Origin of the sequence: Microbacterium jejuense, from assembly GCF_019511665.1 — a bacterium.
Lineage (GTDB): Bacteria > Actinomycetota > Actinomycetes > Actinomycetales > Microbacteriaceae > Microbacterium > Microbacterium jejuense_A.
Map to the genome: position 1 here is coordinate 138,480 of NZ_JAEUAW010000008.1, position 18,663 is coordinate 157,142.

An 18,663-nucleotide genomic window follows, 5' to 3' on the forward strand; every position below is an offset into this window, starting at 1 on the left:
CCCGCGCTCCCGGCGTCAGGCGCTGTCGGCGCGGATGGTGTTGATGATGCCTGAGAAGTCCTGCCCGGCTCCCTCGCCGGCCGCGAAGTCACGGTAGATCTCGCGTGCGAGCATGCCCATGCGGGCCTCGACGCCGGTCGCCTGGATCGCGTGCTCGGCGAGCCCCAGGTCTTTGTTCATGAGGGCGCCGGCGAACCCGGGCTGATAGTCCCGGTTCGCAGGGCTCGTGGGGACCGGACCCGGGACGGGGCAGTTCGTCGTGAGCGCCCAGCACTGCCCCGACGCGTTCGAGGCGACGTCGAACAGCGCCTGGTGCGACAGCCCGAGCCGCTCCCCCAGGACGAACGCCTCGGCGACGGCGATCTGCGACACCGCGAGGATCATGTTGTTGCACACCTTGGCCGCCTGCCCCAGGCCGGCACCGCCGCAGTGCACCACGCGACGGCCCATGGCCTGCAGCAGCGGCTCGGCGGCGGCGAAGTCGTCGTCCCGCCCGCCCACCATGAAGGCGAGCGTCGCGTTCTCGGCACCCACGACGCCACCCGACACGGGCGCGTCGAGCGACCGGTGCCCCGCCGCCTCGGCGAGCGCGTGCGCGGCGCGGGCCTCGTCGACGGCGATGGTCGAGCAGTCGATGAACAGGGCGTGGGATGCCGCCACGTCGAGCAGGCCCGGCGCACCGCCCGTGCCGCGATAGGCGTCGAGCACCTGCGCCCCGGTCTGGAACATCGTGATGACGATGTCGGCGGTGGTGGCGGCATCCACTCCCGATCCGGCGGTCGCAAGGCCGGCCTCGGCGGCGGCCGAGACGGCGGCGGGAGCGACGTCGAAGCCGACGACGTCGTGGCCCGAGGCGGCGAGGTTCTTCGCCATGGGCAGGCCCATGTGGCCGAGCCCCAGGAATGCGATCTTCATGTCGACCTTCTTCGTCGCTGGTCCGTCGGTGCGGGCGTCAGGCGCCGAGCAGCTGACGGCCGATGATCACGCGCATGATCTCGTTGGTGCCTTCGAGGATCTGGTGCACGCGCAGGTCGCGCACCACCTTCTCGATGCCGTAGTCGTGAAGGTACCCGTACCCGCCGTGCATCTGCAGCGCCTGGTTCGCGACCGCGAAGCCGGCGTCGGTCGCGAAGCGCTTGGCCATCGCGCACTGCATGGGCGCGTCGGGCGCCTTCGCGTCGAGCGCCCCCGCCGCGTCGCGCACGAGCGCGCGAGCGGCGCGCAGCTCGGTGGCCATGTCGGCCAGTGCGAACACGACGGCCTGCTTCTCGGCCAGCGGCTCGCCGAAGGTGAAGCGCTCGTGCACATAGGCGGTGGTGCGGTCGAGCGCCCACTGCGCGCCGCCGAGCGAGCACGCGGCGATGTTGATGCGGCCGCCGTCGAGTGCCGACATCGCGATCTTGAAGCCCTGGCCGAGCTCGCCCAGGACGCTCGAGGCGGGCACGCGCACCTCGTCGAGGATCACCTGGCGCGTGGGCTGGGCGTTCCAGCCCATCTTGTGCTCGAGGGCGCCGAACGAGAGCCCGGCCGTGTCGGCCGGCACCAGGAAGGCGGTGATGCCCCGTGCTCCGGCATCCGCGTCGGTGCGCGCCATGACGATGTACACGGCGGCCTCGCCGCCGCCCGAGATGAACTGCTTGACGCCGGTGAGGACGTACTCGTCGCCCGACCGGATGGCGCTGGTGGCGATGGCCGCGGCGTCCGATCCGGCGCCCGGTTCGGTGAGGCAGTAGCTTCCGAAGCCCGTCATCGCGGTGAGGGCGGGCAGCCACGTGCGCCGCTGGGTTTCGTCGCCGTAGGTGTCGATCATCCACGCGACCATGTTGTGGATCGAGATGTACGCGGCGATCGCGGGGTCGCCCTGCGCCAGCTCTTCGAAGATCGCGGCGGCGTCCGACCGCGACAGGCCGGTGCCCCCGACGTCCTCGCGGACGTAGATGCCGCCGAGGCCCAGGTCGCCGGCGCGGTGCAGCGTCTCGCGGGGGAAGTACGAGGTCGCGTCCCATTCCAGCGCGTGCGGTTCGAGCTCGTGCTGCGCGAAGTCGCGCACCGCGTCGAGGATCGCGGCACGCTCCTCTTCCGTGAGGCTCGGGACGGCGGGGGCGGACGTCGTGTGGCTGGCGGGGGCGATCGTGGTCACCATTGCTCCTTCTCGATCCGGAATAGCCCTTGTGGGGCATCCTGATCAGCGCGATCGTGCCGACGTTGGCACACTGGTGATTTTACATGGACGTCCTTGTATCTGCTCGGAATTCCAGAGATCGGCCGGTGCTCACGGGCACAGGCTCATGCAAACGGGCGCATCCCGACGGCTCAGCCGTGGAATGCGCCCGTTCGAGGGTGCGGGATGCCGGGGCTCAGACCTGCGCCGACGCCTCTGCCTGGGCCTCGGCGCCGCTGTCGGGCCACTGCATGAACGGTCGCAGCTCCAACTGGCCGTTGCGGGCCATGGGATGCCGCGAGGCGATCTCGATCGCCTCGTCGAGGTCTTCCACCTCGAGGATGTCGAAGCCGCAGATCACCTCGGCGGTCTCGACGAACGGACCGCGCGTGGTGAGCACCTTGCCGCCGCGCACCTTCACGACCGTCGACTCGGCCTGCGGGGCGAGCACCTCGCCGATGATGCGCTTGCCGCTGGCGTCGAGCGGGTCGACCCACAGGTCGATGTCGGACTCGTCGACCTCGGTGTCGGGCTCGAGCGAGGTGACGACGAACATCATGTACTTCATGTCGGATCCTTCCGGTGCGGACGGGCCGGCGCCCGCCTCACTCGGGTCGTCGCGCGGCGCCGCCGGGCATCGACATTTGCTCTCAAGATTCTCTGATGAGGGATGCTGCGCACCGGCCGGTCAGCCGCGCTGCTCGCTGAGTCGCCAGACCTGCGGCAGCACCATGCCCTCGGGCGACGGGCCGTCGAGCACGAAGTGGTCGACGTGCTGCCCGATGTGCGCCTGCCACGCCGCGTCGGCGGGGTCGTCCTCCAGCGCCCGCATGGCCGCCGCGAAGTCGTCGCAGTCGACAACGTGGAAGAGGTGCGACCCCGAGCGCCAGATCGTCCAGTCGTGGATGCCGATCCTCGCGAAGCTGGCCGCGAGGTCGTCGGGGATCCGCCGGTGCTCGCGATCGTAGGAGCTCTCATGACCGTCCTTGACGATCGAGTGCAGCGCGACTCTCATCCTTGGGCCTCCGCGGGTGTGTGCGAACCGGCTCCACGGTAGCCCATGCCGTCGGGCCGGAATCATCCGCAAGGCGGAGGCGCATGAGACCACGGGCGGACGCGCCCCGACCCGCCCGCTCCGTAGCGTCGAAGCATGGTCACCACCACGTCTCCGGTCCGGCTCCCCCGTCATCGCGAGCTGTCGCCGACGGCGGCCGCGCTGCTGACGATCGGCGGCAACATCCTCGTGCTCGCGATCATCGGCCTGGCCATCGCGGGCGTGGGCGTCGCCGCCGTCGCGGTGTTCGGCGCACAGCTGCTCGGCTCGCTCTGACCTGCGCCGGGCACCGCGAGAGGATACGCTCCCGCCGCAACGGCGTGCGGAGACATATCCTCTCGCGGGTTCGGTCAGTGCTTCTTCTGGGGCTCCACCAGGACCACGGCGGTGCGGGCGGGGACGGTGATCGTTCCGGTGGCGGCATCCCATGTGGTCCTCTTCACGACGGGGTCGGTACCCTTCGCGAGCGCCGGCGTCAGGGCGAACGAGCGTCCCTTCAGTGACGAGACCGTCTGGGTGACGGGCTCGGTGCCGGCGTTGAACACGACCAGCGCACCCTTGAGGTTCGGATCCACGTCCTTGCCGACGAGATCGTCGATGAGCATCACGACCACGCCGGGTGCGGCATCCGGTCCGCTGTCGGGGAACGTGACCTTCTGCTCGATCAGCTCCGCCGAGCCGAGCCGCAGCAGCCCCACCTCGTCGCGCACGCGCAGGAGGTCGAGAGCGGATGCCTCGGCCGTGGCGATATCGGACGCCTGAGGCTTGTTGGCGGGGTCGGCCAGCAGCGGCTGCATGATGCCCCAGTTGTCGTCGTTGTCGGCGGCCATGGGCAGGCCGGAGCCGAACGTCGACTCCTGGCCCGTCCAGTCGATGCGGTTGAACCAGTCGCCCGAGTTGTAGCTGTTGCGATCCAGCGACTTCGAGCGGAGCAGCTCGGTGCCGGCGTGCCAGAACGACGGCGTCTGCGCGTACGTCGTGGTCGCGAGCTCGAGCGTGTTCATGCGCACGCGGTCGGCCATGGTGGTGTCCGCGGGGAGCTTCAGCATCGACAGGTCGAACAGCGTCTCGTTGTCGTGCGCGTCGACGTACGTGATGATCTCGTCGGGCTGGTCGGCGTAGCCGGCCGGCGCGCCGCGGTAGTCGAGCTCGTCGCCTGCTTTCACGGCACCCGTGTGATCGGTCAGCCTGTAGTCGCGCAGGTTGCCCGCGAGACCGAGCTTGACCAGGTCGGTCTGGTGCGCGAGGTCGGCGAGCGCTTCTTCGGTCGTGCCGTTGATGGGCGCCCCATTGGGGTCGGTGCCCAGTCCCGTCCCGAAGCCCTGCTGCTGGACCGTCTCGCCGGCGACCGGGCTGCCGCCGTGCACGGCGTCGCGCAGCCGGTCGCTGAACGTTCCGATGCCGGTGCCGCCGAGCTGCCCCTGCGTGGCCTGCTCGAAGAGGGCGTTGTTCGCGACCTCGCCGAAGTTCCAGCCCTCGCCGTACAGGTAGATGGCCTTGCCGTCGACGCCGTCCTTCTTCAGCGTGAGCTTGTCGAGCGCGGCGCGGATCTCGAGCATGTTCTGCTTCGAGTGGTGGCCCATGAGGTCGAAGCGGAAGCCGTCCACCTTGTACTCGCGAGCCCACAGGACGACGGAGTCGACCATGAGCTTCTGCGCGACCTCGTGCTCGGTGGCCACGTTCTGGCAGCACGTCGAGGTCTCGACGTTGCCGGCGGCGTTGAGACGCTGGTAGTAGCCGGGCACGACCTGGTCGAGCACCGACGTGGCGGCCTGACCCGACGCGGAGGTGTGGTTGAACACCTGGTCGAGCACGACCTGCAGGCCCATTCCGTGCAGCGCCCCGACCATCTCGCGGAACTCCGACACGCGCGCGCCGCCCTCGGGGTCGAGCGCGTACGAGCCCTCGGGAACCGAATAGTGGTACGGGTCGTAGCCCCAGTTGAAGCCGTCGGTGTCGGCGACGGCGGCGACGCATGCCTGCTGCTGATCGCTGTCGGCCGGCAGCGATGCGAGGTCGCACGCCGGCGTCTGCTGCTGCGAGCGGTCCTCCTCGATCGTGGCGATGTCGAACGTCGGCAGAAGGTGCACCGTGTTGATGCCGGCGGACGACAGCTGACGCAGCTGCTTCGTGCCCGCGCTGTCGAGCGTGAACGCCTTGTAGGTGCCGCGATCGGCCTCGGGGACGGTCTCGTCCGAGATCGAGAAGTCGCGCACGTGCAGCTCGTAGATCGCACGGTCGACGGGGCGTGCGATCTCGGGCGCCTTCGTCTTCTCCCACGCCTTGGGGCGCCACTGCTTGTCGTCGAGGTCGACGGCGACCGAGCGCTCGGAGTTGACCGTGAGCGCGACCGAGTACGGGTCGGTGACGTCGTTCGTCTCGATCTCGCCCGTGGTCGGGGCGTAGACGACGGCCTCCCACAGGTACTCGTCGCCGGCGAGCTTCTTGTCGCCCGTGACGGTCCAGATCCCGGATGCCGCGTCCCAGCGCGCCTCGTGACGCACCGGTTCACCGTCCGTGCCGGCGTCCCACGTGAGCAGGGCCGCGGACTGCGCGGTCGGCGCCCACAGTCGGAACGTCGGCTTGCCGTTCTTCGCGAACGTCACCCCGAGGGCGGCGTCTTCGACGGCGTCCGCGTAGAGGTCGTCGAGCACGCCCGGGATCTGCACGCCCGTGAAGGCCGTGAGAGCGCCGGCCGCGCCGCGCTGGGCCACCATGAGCTGGCCCTTCAGCAGGTCGGCTGCCGCATCACGATCGACGTCGACGCGGAGAGCGACATATCCGGCGAGGGCCGGGAACCGCTCCTTCTGATCGTCGGTGAGCCCGCCGTCGATCCGAGTCAGCGCGATCGGCTCGGAGTCGCCGGTGACCTCTCGCTCGGCGGAGACGCCGAGTGCGGCATCCTTCGACCCGTACAGCTGCCACGCGGCGCCGTCGGCCGGCGCACCGAGGTCGGCGGGCCACGCGATGGTGTGGGCGTCGATCCAGTGCGCACGCAGCTCTCCGGTGCCGGCCAGCGGCGGGTCGCTCGCCTTCACCGTGAGCACATGCGTCTCGAGCGTGTAGCGGAAGGTCACGACCTTGCCCGCGGTCGCGCTGAACGTGATGTTCGCGCCGCCCGGGGCGCCGCCGGCGCCGTAGTTCTCGCTCCAGGAGCGGCCATGGGCGACCTTGACCTCGTACGAGCCGGTGGGAAGGTCGTCGGTCGTGAACTGGAACACGCCGTCGCCGTCGCGGTCGAACATCATGGTCGCGAGGCAGTCGGGCATCCAGTCGCCGGCGCAGCCGAGCTCGCTCTGCAGCGAACCGGGCAGCGTGATGACGGGACCGTCGGCGGTGGAGCGGATGTTCTTCGTGCGCGGGTCGAAGAAGAACTCGATCGGCCCGCCCGCGTGCACGAGGGTGATGTTGCCGCCGTTCTGGACGCCGCCGAGGCCGTAGTTCTCGTCCCACTTCTTCTCGGTGGCGATCTTGTACTCGTACGTGCCGGCCTCGAGGTCGGGCAGCGCGAGCGTCCAGATGCCGTCGCCCTTGGTCATCTGCACGGCGTCGCAGTCGGGCTGCCAGTCGCCAGGGCACCCGGCGGCGGCGTTGAAGCTGCCGGGCACGCTCACGGCGCCGTACTCGGTCGGCGTCTGCGGCTCCTCTTCGACCGGTTCCTCGGGCGTCTCGTCGATGCCGGTGCTGACCTTGTTGCCGACCGACGCATAGGTCGAGGCGGCGGCGTGGTGACCGGCGGCGTCCGTGGTGACGGCACGGTACTCGACCAGCGTGCCGGTCGCGAGGCCGTCGACGGTGTGGAAGACGCCGGGCGCGGTGTCTTCGGCCGTGCCGAGGGCGTGCCACTCGTCGGAGCCCACGACGCGCCACGCGAAGCTTGTCTCCTGCCACGTCGTGTCGTCCACCTCGGCGCTCACGGCGGCGGTGCCGCTGACGCCCGCGCCGGCGGCCGGGACCGTCACCGTGACCGGCGTCGCCTCGGCGGGCGCGGTGACGCTCTCGTCGGCGCGGTAGACCACGGCTGAGAGCGCCGGAACCGTCACGGAGGTCGCGGAGGCGGCATCCGTCGAGATACCCGTGGACGTGCCGTACACCGGGGAGTACGACGCGTTCGCGGTGAGGGTCGTGAGGTTCACGGCCTTGTCGGCCGTGGTGTTGTTGAGGGCGACCAGGTACTCGACCTTGTCGTCGCGGTCGACGCGCGAGAAGGCGTAAACGCCCGCGCCGTTGTCGGCGTAGCGCTCGATCTGCGCGCCGGTGACGAGCGTCGGGTGGGCCTCGCGCAGCGCCGCCAGGTCGGCGATGCGCTGGTAGACGGGCGCCGACGTGTCGTAGCGGTCGACGGATCCGGCAGTCTCGCCGGTGATGAGGCTCTGGTTCTGGTACGACGCCACCTGGGTCGCGAACAGCGACTGGCGGGCGTCCTTGTCGCTGCCCGTGCCGACGAAGCCCTGCTCGTCGCCGTAGTAGACGACGGGCTGGCCGCGGCCGAGGAACATCAGGTCGTGGGCGAGCAGGTCGCGCTGCAGCGCGTTGTCGGCGTCCTTGAGGAAGTAGCCGACGCGGCCCATGTCGTGGTTGCCGAGGAAGGTCGGCAGCGCCGTCGCCGACGAGTCGGGCGTGGTGTAGCGGTCGTCTCCGGCGTACAGGTTCTGCAGCGTCCTGGTGTTGCCGCCGTTCGCGAAGCTCACCGCCGACGACTGGAACGTGAAGTCGAGCACGCTCGACATGTCGGTGTCACGGACGTACGGCGACAGCTTGGCGGGGTCGGCGTCGTACACCTCGCCGAACATGAAGAAGTCGGGCTTGCCGTGCGCGTGCGCGTAGTCGAGCACGCGCGTGGTCCACTGCTGCCAGAACTCGAAGTTCACGTGCTTGGCGGTGTCGATGCGGAAGCCGTCGATGCCGAGGTCGATCCATGTGTTGTAGACGTCCACGAAGCCGTCGACGACGGTCGGGCTCTCGGTCATGAGGTCGTCCAGGCCGTCGAAGTCGCCGTATGTGACGGACTCCCCGGCCCACGTCGAGTTGCCGCGGTTGTGGTACAGCGTGGGGTCGTTGAGCCAGGCCGGCACCTTGAGATCGGCGTCGGCGTCGGCGATCACCGGCGTGTACGGGAAGGACGTGGCCGGATCCAGCGCCGGGAACGTGTCGGTGCCCGCATACGTGTGCGGGTCGAAGACCACGCCGTCCGCGTCGGTGTAGGGCGAGGTTGCCTGGTCGATGTAGCCGTACTGCTGCTCGGCGTAGTCGATGACGTCGGCGGTGTGGTTGGCGATGATGTCGAAGTAGACCTTGATGCCCTTGGCGTGCGCCTCGTCGATGAGCGCCTTCAGCTCGGCGTTCGTGCCCAGGTGCGGGTCGATCTGCGTGAAGTCGGTGATCCAGTAGCCGTGGTAGCCGGCGCTGGCGTTCGCGCCCTCGCCCTGCACGGGCTTGTTCTTGAAGCTGGGCGTGAGCCAGATCGCGGTCGTGCCGAGCCCGTCGATGTAGTCGAGGTTCTGGCGAAGGCCTGCGATGTCGCCGCCGTTGTAGAAGCCCTTGTCTGTCGGGTCGAACCCGGTGGCGAGTCGATCGCCGGTCAGTCCGCCCTGATCGTTGGAGGGGTCGCCGTCGGCGAACCGATCGGTCATGACGAAGTAGAACTGCTCCTGGCTGCCGGGCTCGCGCACCGGCGGCGCGACGAGCGCGTCGTCGTCGGCGGTGTAGCCGACGCGCAGGCTCTTGGCCTCGACACCCACGCGCTTGGTGTTGTCGTCGAAGACGAAACGCAGCGTCGCAGGACCGGCGATCGTCAGCGGGATGTTGTCACCCCCGCCGTTGAGACCGTACGACTCGTCCCATGCGTCGGTCACGGCGACCTTGTACTCGTACGATCCCGCGGGCACCTCGAACTCGGCGGCGTAGACCCCCGCGGTGTCGGTGGCCGCGAGGTCGGTCGCCGCGCACTCGGGCTGCCAGTCGGCCGAGCAGCCGAGCTCGGACTGCAGGCTACCCACGAGCGCGAATGTGCGTTCGGCAGCGGCGGCCGGAGCGATGGCGACTGCTCCCCCGGTGACGATGAGGGCGGCGGCCGCGAGAGTCGCGGCGACGGTGCGTGCTCGGGGACTTGTCGGCTGTGACATCGAGGCTCCTGGATGGGGCGAAGGCACGACGACGTGCCGGTGAGCTGTGCGCCGACAGTAACAGCGGCGAGCGGCTGATTGCAAGCGCTTACATCGTGAGAACCCTTTCATCGAGTGGATGCCGCGGCCGCCGGCATCCACTCTTCCGAGGTTCCCGCAACCGCTTGCAGTTGAGCCGCGGCGCCTCGGCGAGAGGCGTCACCTCGCCGCTGGACTAGCGTGGGAATGTTGCACGCGCGAGGGGAGACGGTGTGGTCACGGGTCCGCTGAAGGGGCAGGTCGACAAGGTCTGGGACGCGTTCTGGTCGGGCGGCATCGCCAACCCGGTCGAGGTGATCGAGCAGATCACGTATCTGCTGTTCATCAAGCGTCTCGACGAGCTGCACACCAAGGCCGAGAAGCAGGCGGCACGCTTCGGCGACGCGATCGATGACCCGATCTTTCCGGACGGATACGACAGCGACCTCCCGGGCCGGCGCCCGTACCGCGACCTGCGCTGGAGCGTCTTCACGAACTACGCGCCGGCCGAGATGTTCGAGATCGTGTCGGAACACGTCTTCCCGTGGCTGCGGCAGCTCGGCACCGAGGGCTCGAGCTATGCGCGCAACATGCGTGACGCGCGCTTCACGATCCCGACGCCGGCGCTCCTGACCAAGGTGGTCGACCTGCTCGCCGACATTCCCATGGATGATCGCGACACCAAGGGCGACATCTACGAGTACATGCTCATGAAGCTGTCGACCAGCGGCACGAACGGCCAGTTCCGCACCGCGCGGCACATCATCCAGCTCATGGTCGACATGCAGCAGCCGCGGCCCGACGACCGCATCATCGACCCTGCGGTGGGCACGGCCGGGTTCCTGGTCGCCGCCGAGGAATACGTGCGCGCGCATCACCCGGAGATCTGGACGGATGCCGCCACACGGGCGCACTTCAACGGACCGATGTTCACCGGGTACGACTCGGATGCGTCGATGGCCCGCATCGCCAGCATGAACATGCTGCTGCACGGCGTCGAGAACCCGACGATCGAGCGCGCGGATTCGCTGTCGGAGGGGCATCCCGGCCTTGACGAGTACACGCTCGTGCTCGCCAATCCCCCCTTCGCCGGGTCACTCGACGACGAGACGGTGTCGAAGGACCTGCAGAAGGTCGTGAAGACCCGCAAGACCGAGCTGCTCTTCTTGGTCTTGATGATCCGGATGCTGCGCAATGGCGGCCGCGCGGCGGTCATCGTTCCCGAGGGCGTGCTGTTCGGGTCGTCGAACGCGCACAAGGCCGTGCGCAAGCTGCTCGTCGACGACCACAAGCTGGACGCGGTGATCAAGCTCCCGTCGGGAACCTTCAAGCCCTACACCGGTGTGTCCACAGCGATCCTGCTGTTCACGAAGACGTCGTCGGGCGGCACGGACCACGTGTGGTTCTACGACGTGCGCGCCGACGGCATGACCCTCGACGACAAACGGACGCCCATCGAGGCGAACGACCTGCCCGACGTGCTGGCGAGGTGGCGTTCGGTCGTCTCTTCCCCGACCCCGGTCGCTGAGCCTGTCGAAGCGGCCCAGCCCGCCGAGCCTGTCGAAGCGTCCCAGTCGGTCGCTGAGCTTGTCGAGGTCGCTGAGCTTGTCGAAGCGTCCGAGTACACCCGTCCCCGCACGGCTCAGTCATTCATGGTTCCGCGTCAAGAGATCGTCGACAACGGCTACGACCTGAGCCTCAACCGGTACAAGGAGATCGAGGTCGAGGAGGTCGAGCACCGTTCACCGCTGGAGATCCTCGACGAGCTGGACGCCCTCGAGGTCGAGATCCAGGACGGCCTGAAGCGCCTGCGGGAGATGCTCGCGTGACCTGGGAGACAGTGCGCGTCTCCGACGCCGCCGAGCAGATTCGAGGGGTTACATATTCGAAGGGCGAAGCTTCAAATACGGCGGCGCCGGACAGAGTCGCGCTCCTAAGAGCCGGCAACATCACCGACTCCGGCGTGGATCTGAACGACTTGACATACGTACCCGCCCACCGGGTCGCTGAGCGCCAGCGACTTCGCGTCGGCGACGTGCTCATCGCCGCTTCGAGCGGCAGTCTGAGCGTCGTGGGAAAGGCGGCCTACATCCACTCCTCACCGAATGCAACGTTTGGTGCGTTCTGCAAGGTCCTGCGTCCCGGCCCCGGCGTCGATCCCGCGTACTTCGCGCACTACTTCCGCACGGCCGAGTATCGGCGCTACATCTCGTCGGTCGCAGCTGGGGCGAACATCAATAACCTGCGGTCGGAGGACCTCGACCGCATCGAGATCCCGCTCCCACCTCTCCCCGAGCAGCGCCGCATCGCGGCGATCCTCGACGAGGCCGAGGACATCCGGGCCCAGACCAGCCGCATGACGTCGTTGTTCGCTGAGGTGCCTCGGGCCAGATTCCAGGCCTACGACCAGACCGAATGGCGCCCGATGAAGGTCGGTGACGTTGCTGAACTGCAGGGCGGGCTGACCATCAACGCGCGCCGCGCCTCATTCCCGCTCTCAGTTGGTTATCTGCGCGTCGCCAATGTCTTCCGCGGATCCATCGATCTGGGCGAGGTGAAAGAACTGGGTGTGACGGATGCAGAACTGGTCCGCACGCAGCTGCGTACAGGAGATGTCCTAGTAGTCGAGGGTCATGGCAACGTCGACGAAGTCGGTCGCGCGGCACTGGTCGACTCACTCCCGGACGCACCACTCACCCATCAGAATCATCTCTTCCGGCTCCGACCGAAGCTCGACGTCACGACGGGACGGTTCCTGGAACTCAGCGTCAACGCGCCGGCCGCTCGTGAGCACCTCAGGCGCGTCGCGAACACGACGTCGGGTCTGAACACACTTAATGCCACCAGCGTGCGCAATTTGCCTATCCGAATCGCACCGGTCGACGTCCAGCGCGAGATCGACGCCGAGTTCGCAGAGATCATGCTGTCCCTGCAGGCGACGAAACAGAAGGAGTCTGCGCTCAACGCCCTCTTCGCCTCCCTCCAGCACCGCGCGTTCCGGGGCGAGCTCTGACTACACCACCTCGGGTGGCGCGTGTGCACCCGCTCCGGGTGGACGTGCGAGCAGCACCCCGGCGACGCCGGGCGGCCGCCGCCGGTGCGACGGCCGCCCTGGCCCTCAGTAGCCGACGGCGGCGAGGCCGAACTGGATCTCGGCGTCGGTGAAGCCCTCGTAGGCGAGCTGGTCGTACAGACCCTGGCGCGAGAACGAGGAGTACTCGAGGTAGGACGCGGCCGATTCCGCGCACTCCGCGTTCCAGTCGGCGCCCGCGTTGTCGGCGCCGAAGGTGGCATCTTCGGTGGAGTAGCCCTCGTACTCGAGCTGGCCGATCAGACCCGTGCGCGAGAAACCGGAATAGGCGAGGTAAGACCGCGCCTCGTCGATCGCGTTCTGCTGCGCCAGCGTGTACACCGGCTTGGGTGCCTCCGCCGTGATGAATACGGCGGTACCGGCATCCGCCTGGCGTCCTTCGCTGATCGTCTGCGTCAGCACGATCCAGTCGTCACCGGTGTCGACCGGCATGTCGATGGTGAATCCGGCGGCCTCGACCGCCGCGCGCGCCTCCGCGACGGTGTGGCCGACCAGGCCCGGCATCGCCTCGCGGTCATCGACGGGAGCCGCCGCCGGCGGGTCGACCTCGCGCGCCGGTGACGTCGCGGTCGGCGTGACTTCCGTGCGGGCGGCGTCGTCGCGGCCGACGCTGAGGCTGCCCACGATGACGCTGATCACCAGGAGCACTCCGAAGGCGATGAGCGCCCACAGCCACCACTTCAGCGGCGGCATACGGAACCCGGTCGAGACCGCGACGGCGCCACCGCCGCCGACCGCGACCGTCTGCTCGGGCGCCCCAGCCCCGACAGCCACGCCATCGGGCGACGGCACCGCCACGTGTTCGGTCCACTGCGCGCCGTCCCAGTAGCGCTGCCCGCCCGCGTTGTGCGGGTCGGGGTACCACCCTGCGGGCGGCAGCTGCGGAGCGGTGTTGTTGTTCTCGGACATGACAGAACCTTCTGGTCATTCGAGGCGCACACCCCAGGCGTGCGCCACCGGCCGATGGCCAGTAGAACAGGACACACCCGACCTCCGACATTGCGCCGGCGACGGCCTCCGCTCAGGTCCGCAGAACCATGCGTTCACGTCGAACGGTGGGTGACTTGGTGGCGGGTCGCCAGCGGGCTTGGGCGTCCCACCAGGACGGGCCGCGCAGGTGCGGGATGCCGTCGATCATGCGGATCTGCCAGCCGCCGGTGTCGATGGTGCGGTGGTGGAACCAGCACAGCAGCACGCCGTTGTCGGTGTGCGTCGGGCCACCGCGGGAGTGCTCATGCACGTGGTGGATCTCGCACCATTGCGGCGGTACATCGCACCCCGGGATAAGGCATCCGCCGTCGCGGAGGGTGATCGCGCGGCGCTGGTGGTGGGTGAACACCCGCTCCAGGGTCCTGATCGAGGTGATCCGCCCGCCAGCGCCGAGCACGACGCGTTGCACGGCACCCGAGCACGCAACCCGCCGCGCCGCGGCGATCGAGATGGGCTCGGGGTCCCCGGGCAGGTGCGCATACCCAAGGCCGGTGGCGAGGTCCTGTTCCCGCACCTGCACCACCAGGGTCGGGGCGGCGCCGCCGAGCATCGGAAGGTCTCCGGATGCCGCGGCCGCCTGCAGCAGCACGGCCAGCGCGTCATGGCGCTTCTGCGCGGCCGTGCGCGTGTCGGCGGCGGCATCGAACGGGGCATCTGTCACGACGGGGTCGGTGAAGCACGGACCCGGCGCCGGAGCACCGTCGACGCGCGGGTTCACCACGCTCTCCACGCACAGCTGCAACTGCGCCGCCACCTCGGGCAGCAGGCCGCCCCGCACCGGGACCAGCCCGTCCGCCCCACGCCGCCCGATGGTCAGTCCGCGCTTGCGCAACGCCCGCGCCTCCACCGGCTCCGCACCATCCGGGTCCAGGTACGCCGCCCACACCTGCGCCATCGCCCGCAGCTCATCGGCGGAAACCGGGCCCGCTGTGTCGCCCCGCGCTGCGGCGGCCAACTCGACATCTGCGGCCAGCAGACCCTCTCGACCGATGAGACTCCCGCGGAACACCGAGGCGACCGCCACCAGCCCGTCGAGCCCCGACTCGCCCGCGATCAGAGCCTCGCGCATGGCCGGGAACTCCGCCGGCAGCACCTCGCCCGTCGACGGCGCGGTCGACTGACGCACCGCCTTCGCCGCCGTGACCACGTCGCCCGCCGTCCGGCCCGGCACCCGGGTGGCGCGCTGCACGAGTTCGGCCAGGTTGCGGCATCCATACCGCGTCGTCAGCCGGTCGGGGTGTGGAACCTGCTCGTCCCGCTCGACGATCACCGCGGATGCCTCCACGAGCACGCACTCCGCGAGGCGCCGCACACGGCCCGCCGCCGCGAGGACAGCCAGCACCTGCGCATCACCGGCACCTCGCAACTCGTCGGCGGCTCGACCGGCCACCTCCGCCAACGCATCGCCGAGCCCGGTGAGGGCGTCGGCGAGGGTTGTCATGGGTTCATTCTTCCGAGGGGTTCCGACGTTCGAATACCCAGATCCAGACCTGTTTCCGGACTGTGGATAACCTCGTTTCCGCTGTCGGAGACGGGGCTTCTGGAGGAAGGGGGCCGACGCACGTGCGGTGAAACTCGCGGTTCGTCCCAGCGACGGCTCGCGACGTTTCGTCTCGCTCGTACCTCGCTCGCTCAACGACCGGACGACGACAAGGACCTCGCTCGCGCAACGACCGCACTCCGCGCCGAACGCCTGATGTCGCCGCGTTTCGCTAGCATGGCGCGAGAGCAGGGGCCGAGCCTGCCGCCGGGAGCCGTTCGTGGGGAACTTCGACTTCGTCCGGGATCGCTGGCCGAAGATCTGGGAGGCCGCATCCCGCGCCGAGTCGTACCTGCGCAGCGACCCGCGTGCGGCCGCGTACTACACGCGACTGGCCGGTGAGATCTTCACGGACTGGGTCTACCAGGCCGAGTCACTGCCCCGCCCGTACGACACGTCGTTCGCCAACCTCACCGCACAAGGCGCTTTCAAGAGCGCGGTCGGTCAGAGCGTCACCGGCGGCCTGCGCATCGTCCGCACCGTCGGCAACGACGCCGTGCACAAGGAGGATCCGCTCCCGATCGGCCGCGCCCGCGGGTCGCTAGAGCAGTTCCACACGGTGTGCCTATGGCTCGACCACTGCTACGGAGATCCGGATGCCGCACCGCCGGCCCGTTTCGACTTCGATGCCGTGCCACCCGCACCCGCCACGATCGTGCGGCATGCGCGCGCGGCGCTGGAGAAGATGCAGGCGGAGTTCGACGAGACGCGGCATGCGCTGGCCGAAGAGCGCGAACGCAACGCGGCGCTGAAAGCGGAGGTCGAGGCGCTGCATGCCGCAGCGACGGCGGCCAAGCAGGCGAACGCGACCGCGAACGCCGAGCGCGGCATCCCGGATCCCACCCTCGCCACCGAGGCGGCGACGCGACGCGACCTCATCGACCTCTCGCTGCGTGAGGCGGGCTGGCTGCTCACCGACAGCCGTGACCGGGAGTGGCCGGTCACCGGCATCCCGTCGGCCTCGGGAACGGGCAAGGTCGACTACGTGCTCTGGGGCGACGACGGCCGGCCGCTCGGCGTGGTGGAGGCCAAGCGCACCACCAAGAGCGCGAAGGAGGGGCGCCTCCAGGCCGAGATCTACGCCGACGCCCTGGAGCGCGACTTCGGCCAGCGCCCTCTGATCTACTACACGAACGGGTTCGAGACCTGGCTGTGGGACGACCGCCGCTACGCGCCGCGCGCCGTCGCGGGTTTCATGACGAAGGACCAGCTCGCCCTGGCGATCGAGCGGCGCCGCACGCTCCGCCCGCTCGCGACGATCCCGATCGATCGCACCATCGTGGAGCGGACGTATCAGCTGCGTGCCATCCGCGCCGTCAGCGAGGCGTTCGAACAGAAGCGCCGGCGCGCGCTGCTGGTGATGGCCACCGGCACCGGCAAGACGCGCACCGTCATCGCCCTCGTCGACGTGCTGCAGAAGGCGAACTGGGTCAAGCGCGTGCTGTTCCTCGCCGATCGCACGGCGCTCGTCAACCAGGCAGTCGGAGCGTTCAAGGCGCATCTTGCCGACAGCGCCCCGGTGAATCTGGTCACCGACCGCGCGAGCGAGGGCCGGGTCTACGTCTCGACCTACCAGACCGTCATGGGACTCATCGACGCCGGCGAAGATGCGCTGCGGCGGTTCGGCCCGGGGTACTTCGACCTCATCGTCGTGGACGAGGCGCACCGCTCGATCTACAACCGCTACGGCGAGATCTTCGAGTACTTCGACGCGCTCGTCGTGGGGCTCACCGCGACGCCGCGCGCGGATGTCGACCACAACACCTACCGGCTCTTCGAACTCGACGACGGTGTTCCGACCGACGCCTTTGAGCTCGACGACGCGATCGCCGGTGGATTCCTCGTGCCGCCGGTCGCGCGACCGATCGACCTCGGCTTCATGACCCGCGGCATCCGCTACGACGAGCTGAGCGAGGCCGACCGCGAGCGGTGGGACGAACTCGAATGGCAGGACGGCGAGATCCCGGATGCCGTCGACGCGGCGGCGATGAACCGCTGGCTGTTCAACGCCGACACCGTCGACAAGGTCCTCGAGGTCCTGTTCCGCGAGGCCCGCTACGTCGGCGGCGGCGATGTGCTCGGCAAGACGATCGTGTTCGCGAAGAACCAGCGTCACGCCGAGTTCATCGAGGAGCGCCTCGATGCGCAGTTCCCCGAGAAGAGCGGACAGCTCGCCCGCGTGATCACCTACGCGTCCGGCCCCTACGCGCAGACGCTCATCGACGACTTCTCAACCCCGGGCAAGAGCCCCCAGATCGCCATCTCGGTCGACATGCTCGACACCGGCATCGACATCCCCGACGTCGTCAACCTCGTCTTCTTCAAACCCGTGGGGTCCCACACCAAGTTCTGGCAGATGGTCGGGCGCGGCACGCGACTGCGCCCCGACCTGTACGGCCCCGGCGACGACAAGCGCGACTTCGTCATCTTCGACGTGTGCGGCAACCTCGACTTCTTCAACGAGCAGCTGCCCGAGGCATCCACTCCCCGCTCGCCATCACTGTCGGAACGCACCTTCCGGCTGCGCACGCGGCTCCTGGCCGGATTGCAGGGATCGGACGAGCCGGATGCCGTCGCCCTGCGATCCGCGCTGGCCGCGCGTCTTCATGCCGCCGTCGCGGGCATGAATCGCGACAACTTCCTCGTGCGAGCGCGGCTGCGCGCCGTCGAGCGATTCGCCTCGGCCGCTGCCTGGGACGACCTCAGCGCGGGCGACCTGGACGCCGCCGCCGAACTGGCCGGGCTGCCGTCGGCGGCCGAACGCGACACCGATGAGGCCGCCAAGCGGTTCGACGCACTCGTGCTGCAGGCACAGGTGGCTGTCGCCGAAGGCGGCGGCGTCTCCGCCGGTGTCGCAACGCGGATCGTCGACGTCGCGCGGGCGCTCGGCGATCAGCGCAGCATCCCCGCCGTCGCGGCGCAGTCCGCGCTGCTGGATGCCGTCGTCGACCCCGAATGGTGGCAGCACGTCGACATCGGCATGCTCGAGCGCGTCCGCGTGAAGCTGCGCGACCTGGTGCGCCTGATCGGCAGAGAAGGCCAGGCGATCGTGTACACGGACTTCGAGGACACCCTCGACGGTGTCCGCGAGATCCCGCTCGCGCGCGTGGTCCCCGGCCTCAACCGGCGCGCCTTCCGCGAGAAGCTGTACGGCTTCCTCGACGGACGGTCCGACGTGGCGCTGCACAAGCTGCGCACCGGGCGCGAGCTCACCGAGGTGGACCTCGCCCAGCTCGAAGACCTGCTCACCACGGCGGGAGGGGTGGATGCCGCACAACTGCGCCAAGAGGCCACCGGCGTAGGCGGGCTCGGTCGCCTGGTGCGATCGATCGTCGGGATGGAGCGGTCGGCTGTCGAGGAGGCTCTCGCAGACTTCGTCTCAGCACCCGGGTTCACGCACCGCCAGCACGCGTTCGTCGACCTCGTCGTCCAGCAGCTGACGATCGCGGGTTACCTCGACCCGCGCCGTCTGTACGAGGATCCGTTCGACGGCGTGGCACCCGAAGGCCCCGATGAGCTCTTCACCGACGCGCAGGTCACCGACCTCATCGCCCGCATCCGCCGGGTCGATGAGAGCGCCGACCCGGTGCCGGGTCAAGCGACGGCGTAGCGCTCCCGCCTGGCTCTGACGACGGCGAGGCACGCGGCGTCCGAGGGGACCGGGGCCGACCGTGGCGGTCCACT

Annotated in this window: 11 protein-coding genes; 4 read left to right on the forward strand and 7 right to left on the reverse strand. The window is 69.2% G+C overall.

Annotated elements, in window-relative coordinates; genetic code table 11:
• Window positions 1-15: 15 nt before the first annotated feature.
• The 4 genes from mmsB to JNB62_RS12105 all read right to left on the reverse strand — a co-directional run bounded on the left by mmsB (window position 16) and on the right by JNB62_RS12105 (window position 3,176).
• The gene (gene mmsB / locus JNB62_RS12090) at window positions 16-915 is read right to left on the reverse strand and encodes a 3-hydroxyisobutyrate dehydrogenase (protein WP_220301136.1); all 900 of its coding nucleotides are present in this window, start codon (window positions 913-915) and stop codon (window positions 16-18) included.
• Between the two features lie 37 nt (window positions 916-952).
• Window positions 953-2,143 (reverse strand): acyl-CoA dehydrogenase family protein, encoded by a 1,191-nt coding sequence (locus JNB62_RS12095; RefSeq protein ID WP_220301137.1) that lies wholly within the window; start codon window positions 2,141-2,143, stop codon window positions 953-955.
• Between the two features lie 214 nt (window positions 2,144-2,357).
• Complete coding sequence (locus JNB62_RS12100) at window positions 2,358-2,729, reverse strand: YciI family protein (RefSeq protein ID WP_220301138.1); 372 nt, start codon at window positions 2,727-2,729, stop codon at window positions 2,358-2,360.
• A 120-nt stretch (window positions 2,730-2,849) separates the two neighbouring features.
• Window positions 2,850-3,176 (reverse strand): L-rhamnose mutarotase, encoded by a 327-nt coding sequence (locus JNB62_RS12105; protein ID WP_220301139.1) that lies wholly within the window; start codon window positions 3,174-3,176, stop codon window positions 2,850-2,852.
• Window positions 3,177-3,311: 135 nt separating this feature from the next.
• On the opposite strand from JNB62_RS12105, the gene JNB62_RS12110 reads away from it, so the two are divergent.
• Window positions 3,312-3,491, forward strand: coding sequence for a hypothetical protein (locus JNB62_RS12110; protein WP_220301140.1), 180 nt, complete (start codon window positions 3,312-3,314; stop codon window positions 3,489-3,491).
• A 74-nt stretch (window positions 3,492-3,565) separates the two neighbouring features.
• Here the strand turns inward: JNB62_RS12110 and pulA are convergent, their stop codons facing one another.
• Entirely contained in the window at window positions 3,566-9,340 is a 5,775-nt protein-coding gene (gene pulA / locus JNB62_RS12115) for a pullulanase-type alpha-1,6-glucosidase (protein WP_220301141.1), read from the reverse strand.
• 251 nt (window positions 9,341-9,591) lie between these two features.
• Between pulA and JNB62_RS12120 the strand changes: the two genes are divergently transcribed.
• Window positions 9,592-11,187 (forward strand): type I restriction-modification system subunit M, encoded by a 1,596-nt coding sequence (locus JNB62_RS12120; RefSeq protein ID WP_220301142.1) that lies wholly within the window; start codon window positions 9,592-9,594, stop codon window positions 11,185-11,187.
• A complete protein-coding gene (locus JNB62_RS12125; RefSeq protein WP_220301143.1) occupies window positions 11,184-12,371 on the forward strand; it encodes a restriction endonuclease subunit S in 1,188 nt (395 codons plus the stop codon). The genes JNB62_RS12120 and JNB62_RS12125 overlap by 4 nt, the downstream gene beginning before the upstream one ends.
• 105 nt (window positions 12,372-12,476) lie before the next feature.
• Here JNB62_RS12125 and JNB62_RS12130 read toward each other — a convergent pair whose 3' ends face one another.
• Together JNB62_RS12130 and JNB62_RS12135 are read right to left on the reverse strand one after the other, a co-directional pair.
• On the reverse strand, window positions 12,477-13,358 hold the full coding sequence (locus tag JNB62_RS12130; RefSeq protein WP_220301144.1) for an Ltp family lipoprotein: 882 nt from the start codon (window positions 13,356-13,358) through the stop codon (window positions 12,477-12,479).
• A gap of 112 nt (window positions 13,359-13,470) precedes the next feature.
• Complete coding sequence (locus tag JNB62_RS12135; RefSeq protein WP_220301145.1) at window positions 13,471-14,880, reverse strand: HNH endonuclease signature motif containing protein; 1,410 nt, start codon at window positions 14,878-14,880, stop codon at window positions 13,471-13,473.
• A gap of 319 nt (window positions 14,881-15,199) precedes the next feature.
• Here JNB62_RS12135 and JNB62_RS19605 point away from each other — a divergent pair, with 319 nt between their 5' ends.
• Window positions 15,200-18,589, forward strand: coding sequence for a DEAD/DEAH box helicase family protein (locus JNB62_RS19605; RefSeq protein WP_220301146.1), 3,390 nt, complete (start codon window positions 15,200-15,202; stop codon window positions 18,587-18,589).
• Window positions 18,590-18,663: the final 74 nt, after the last annotated feature.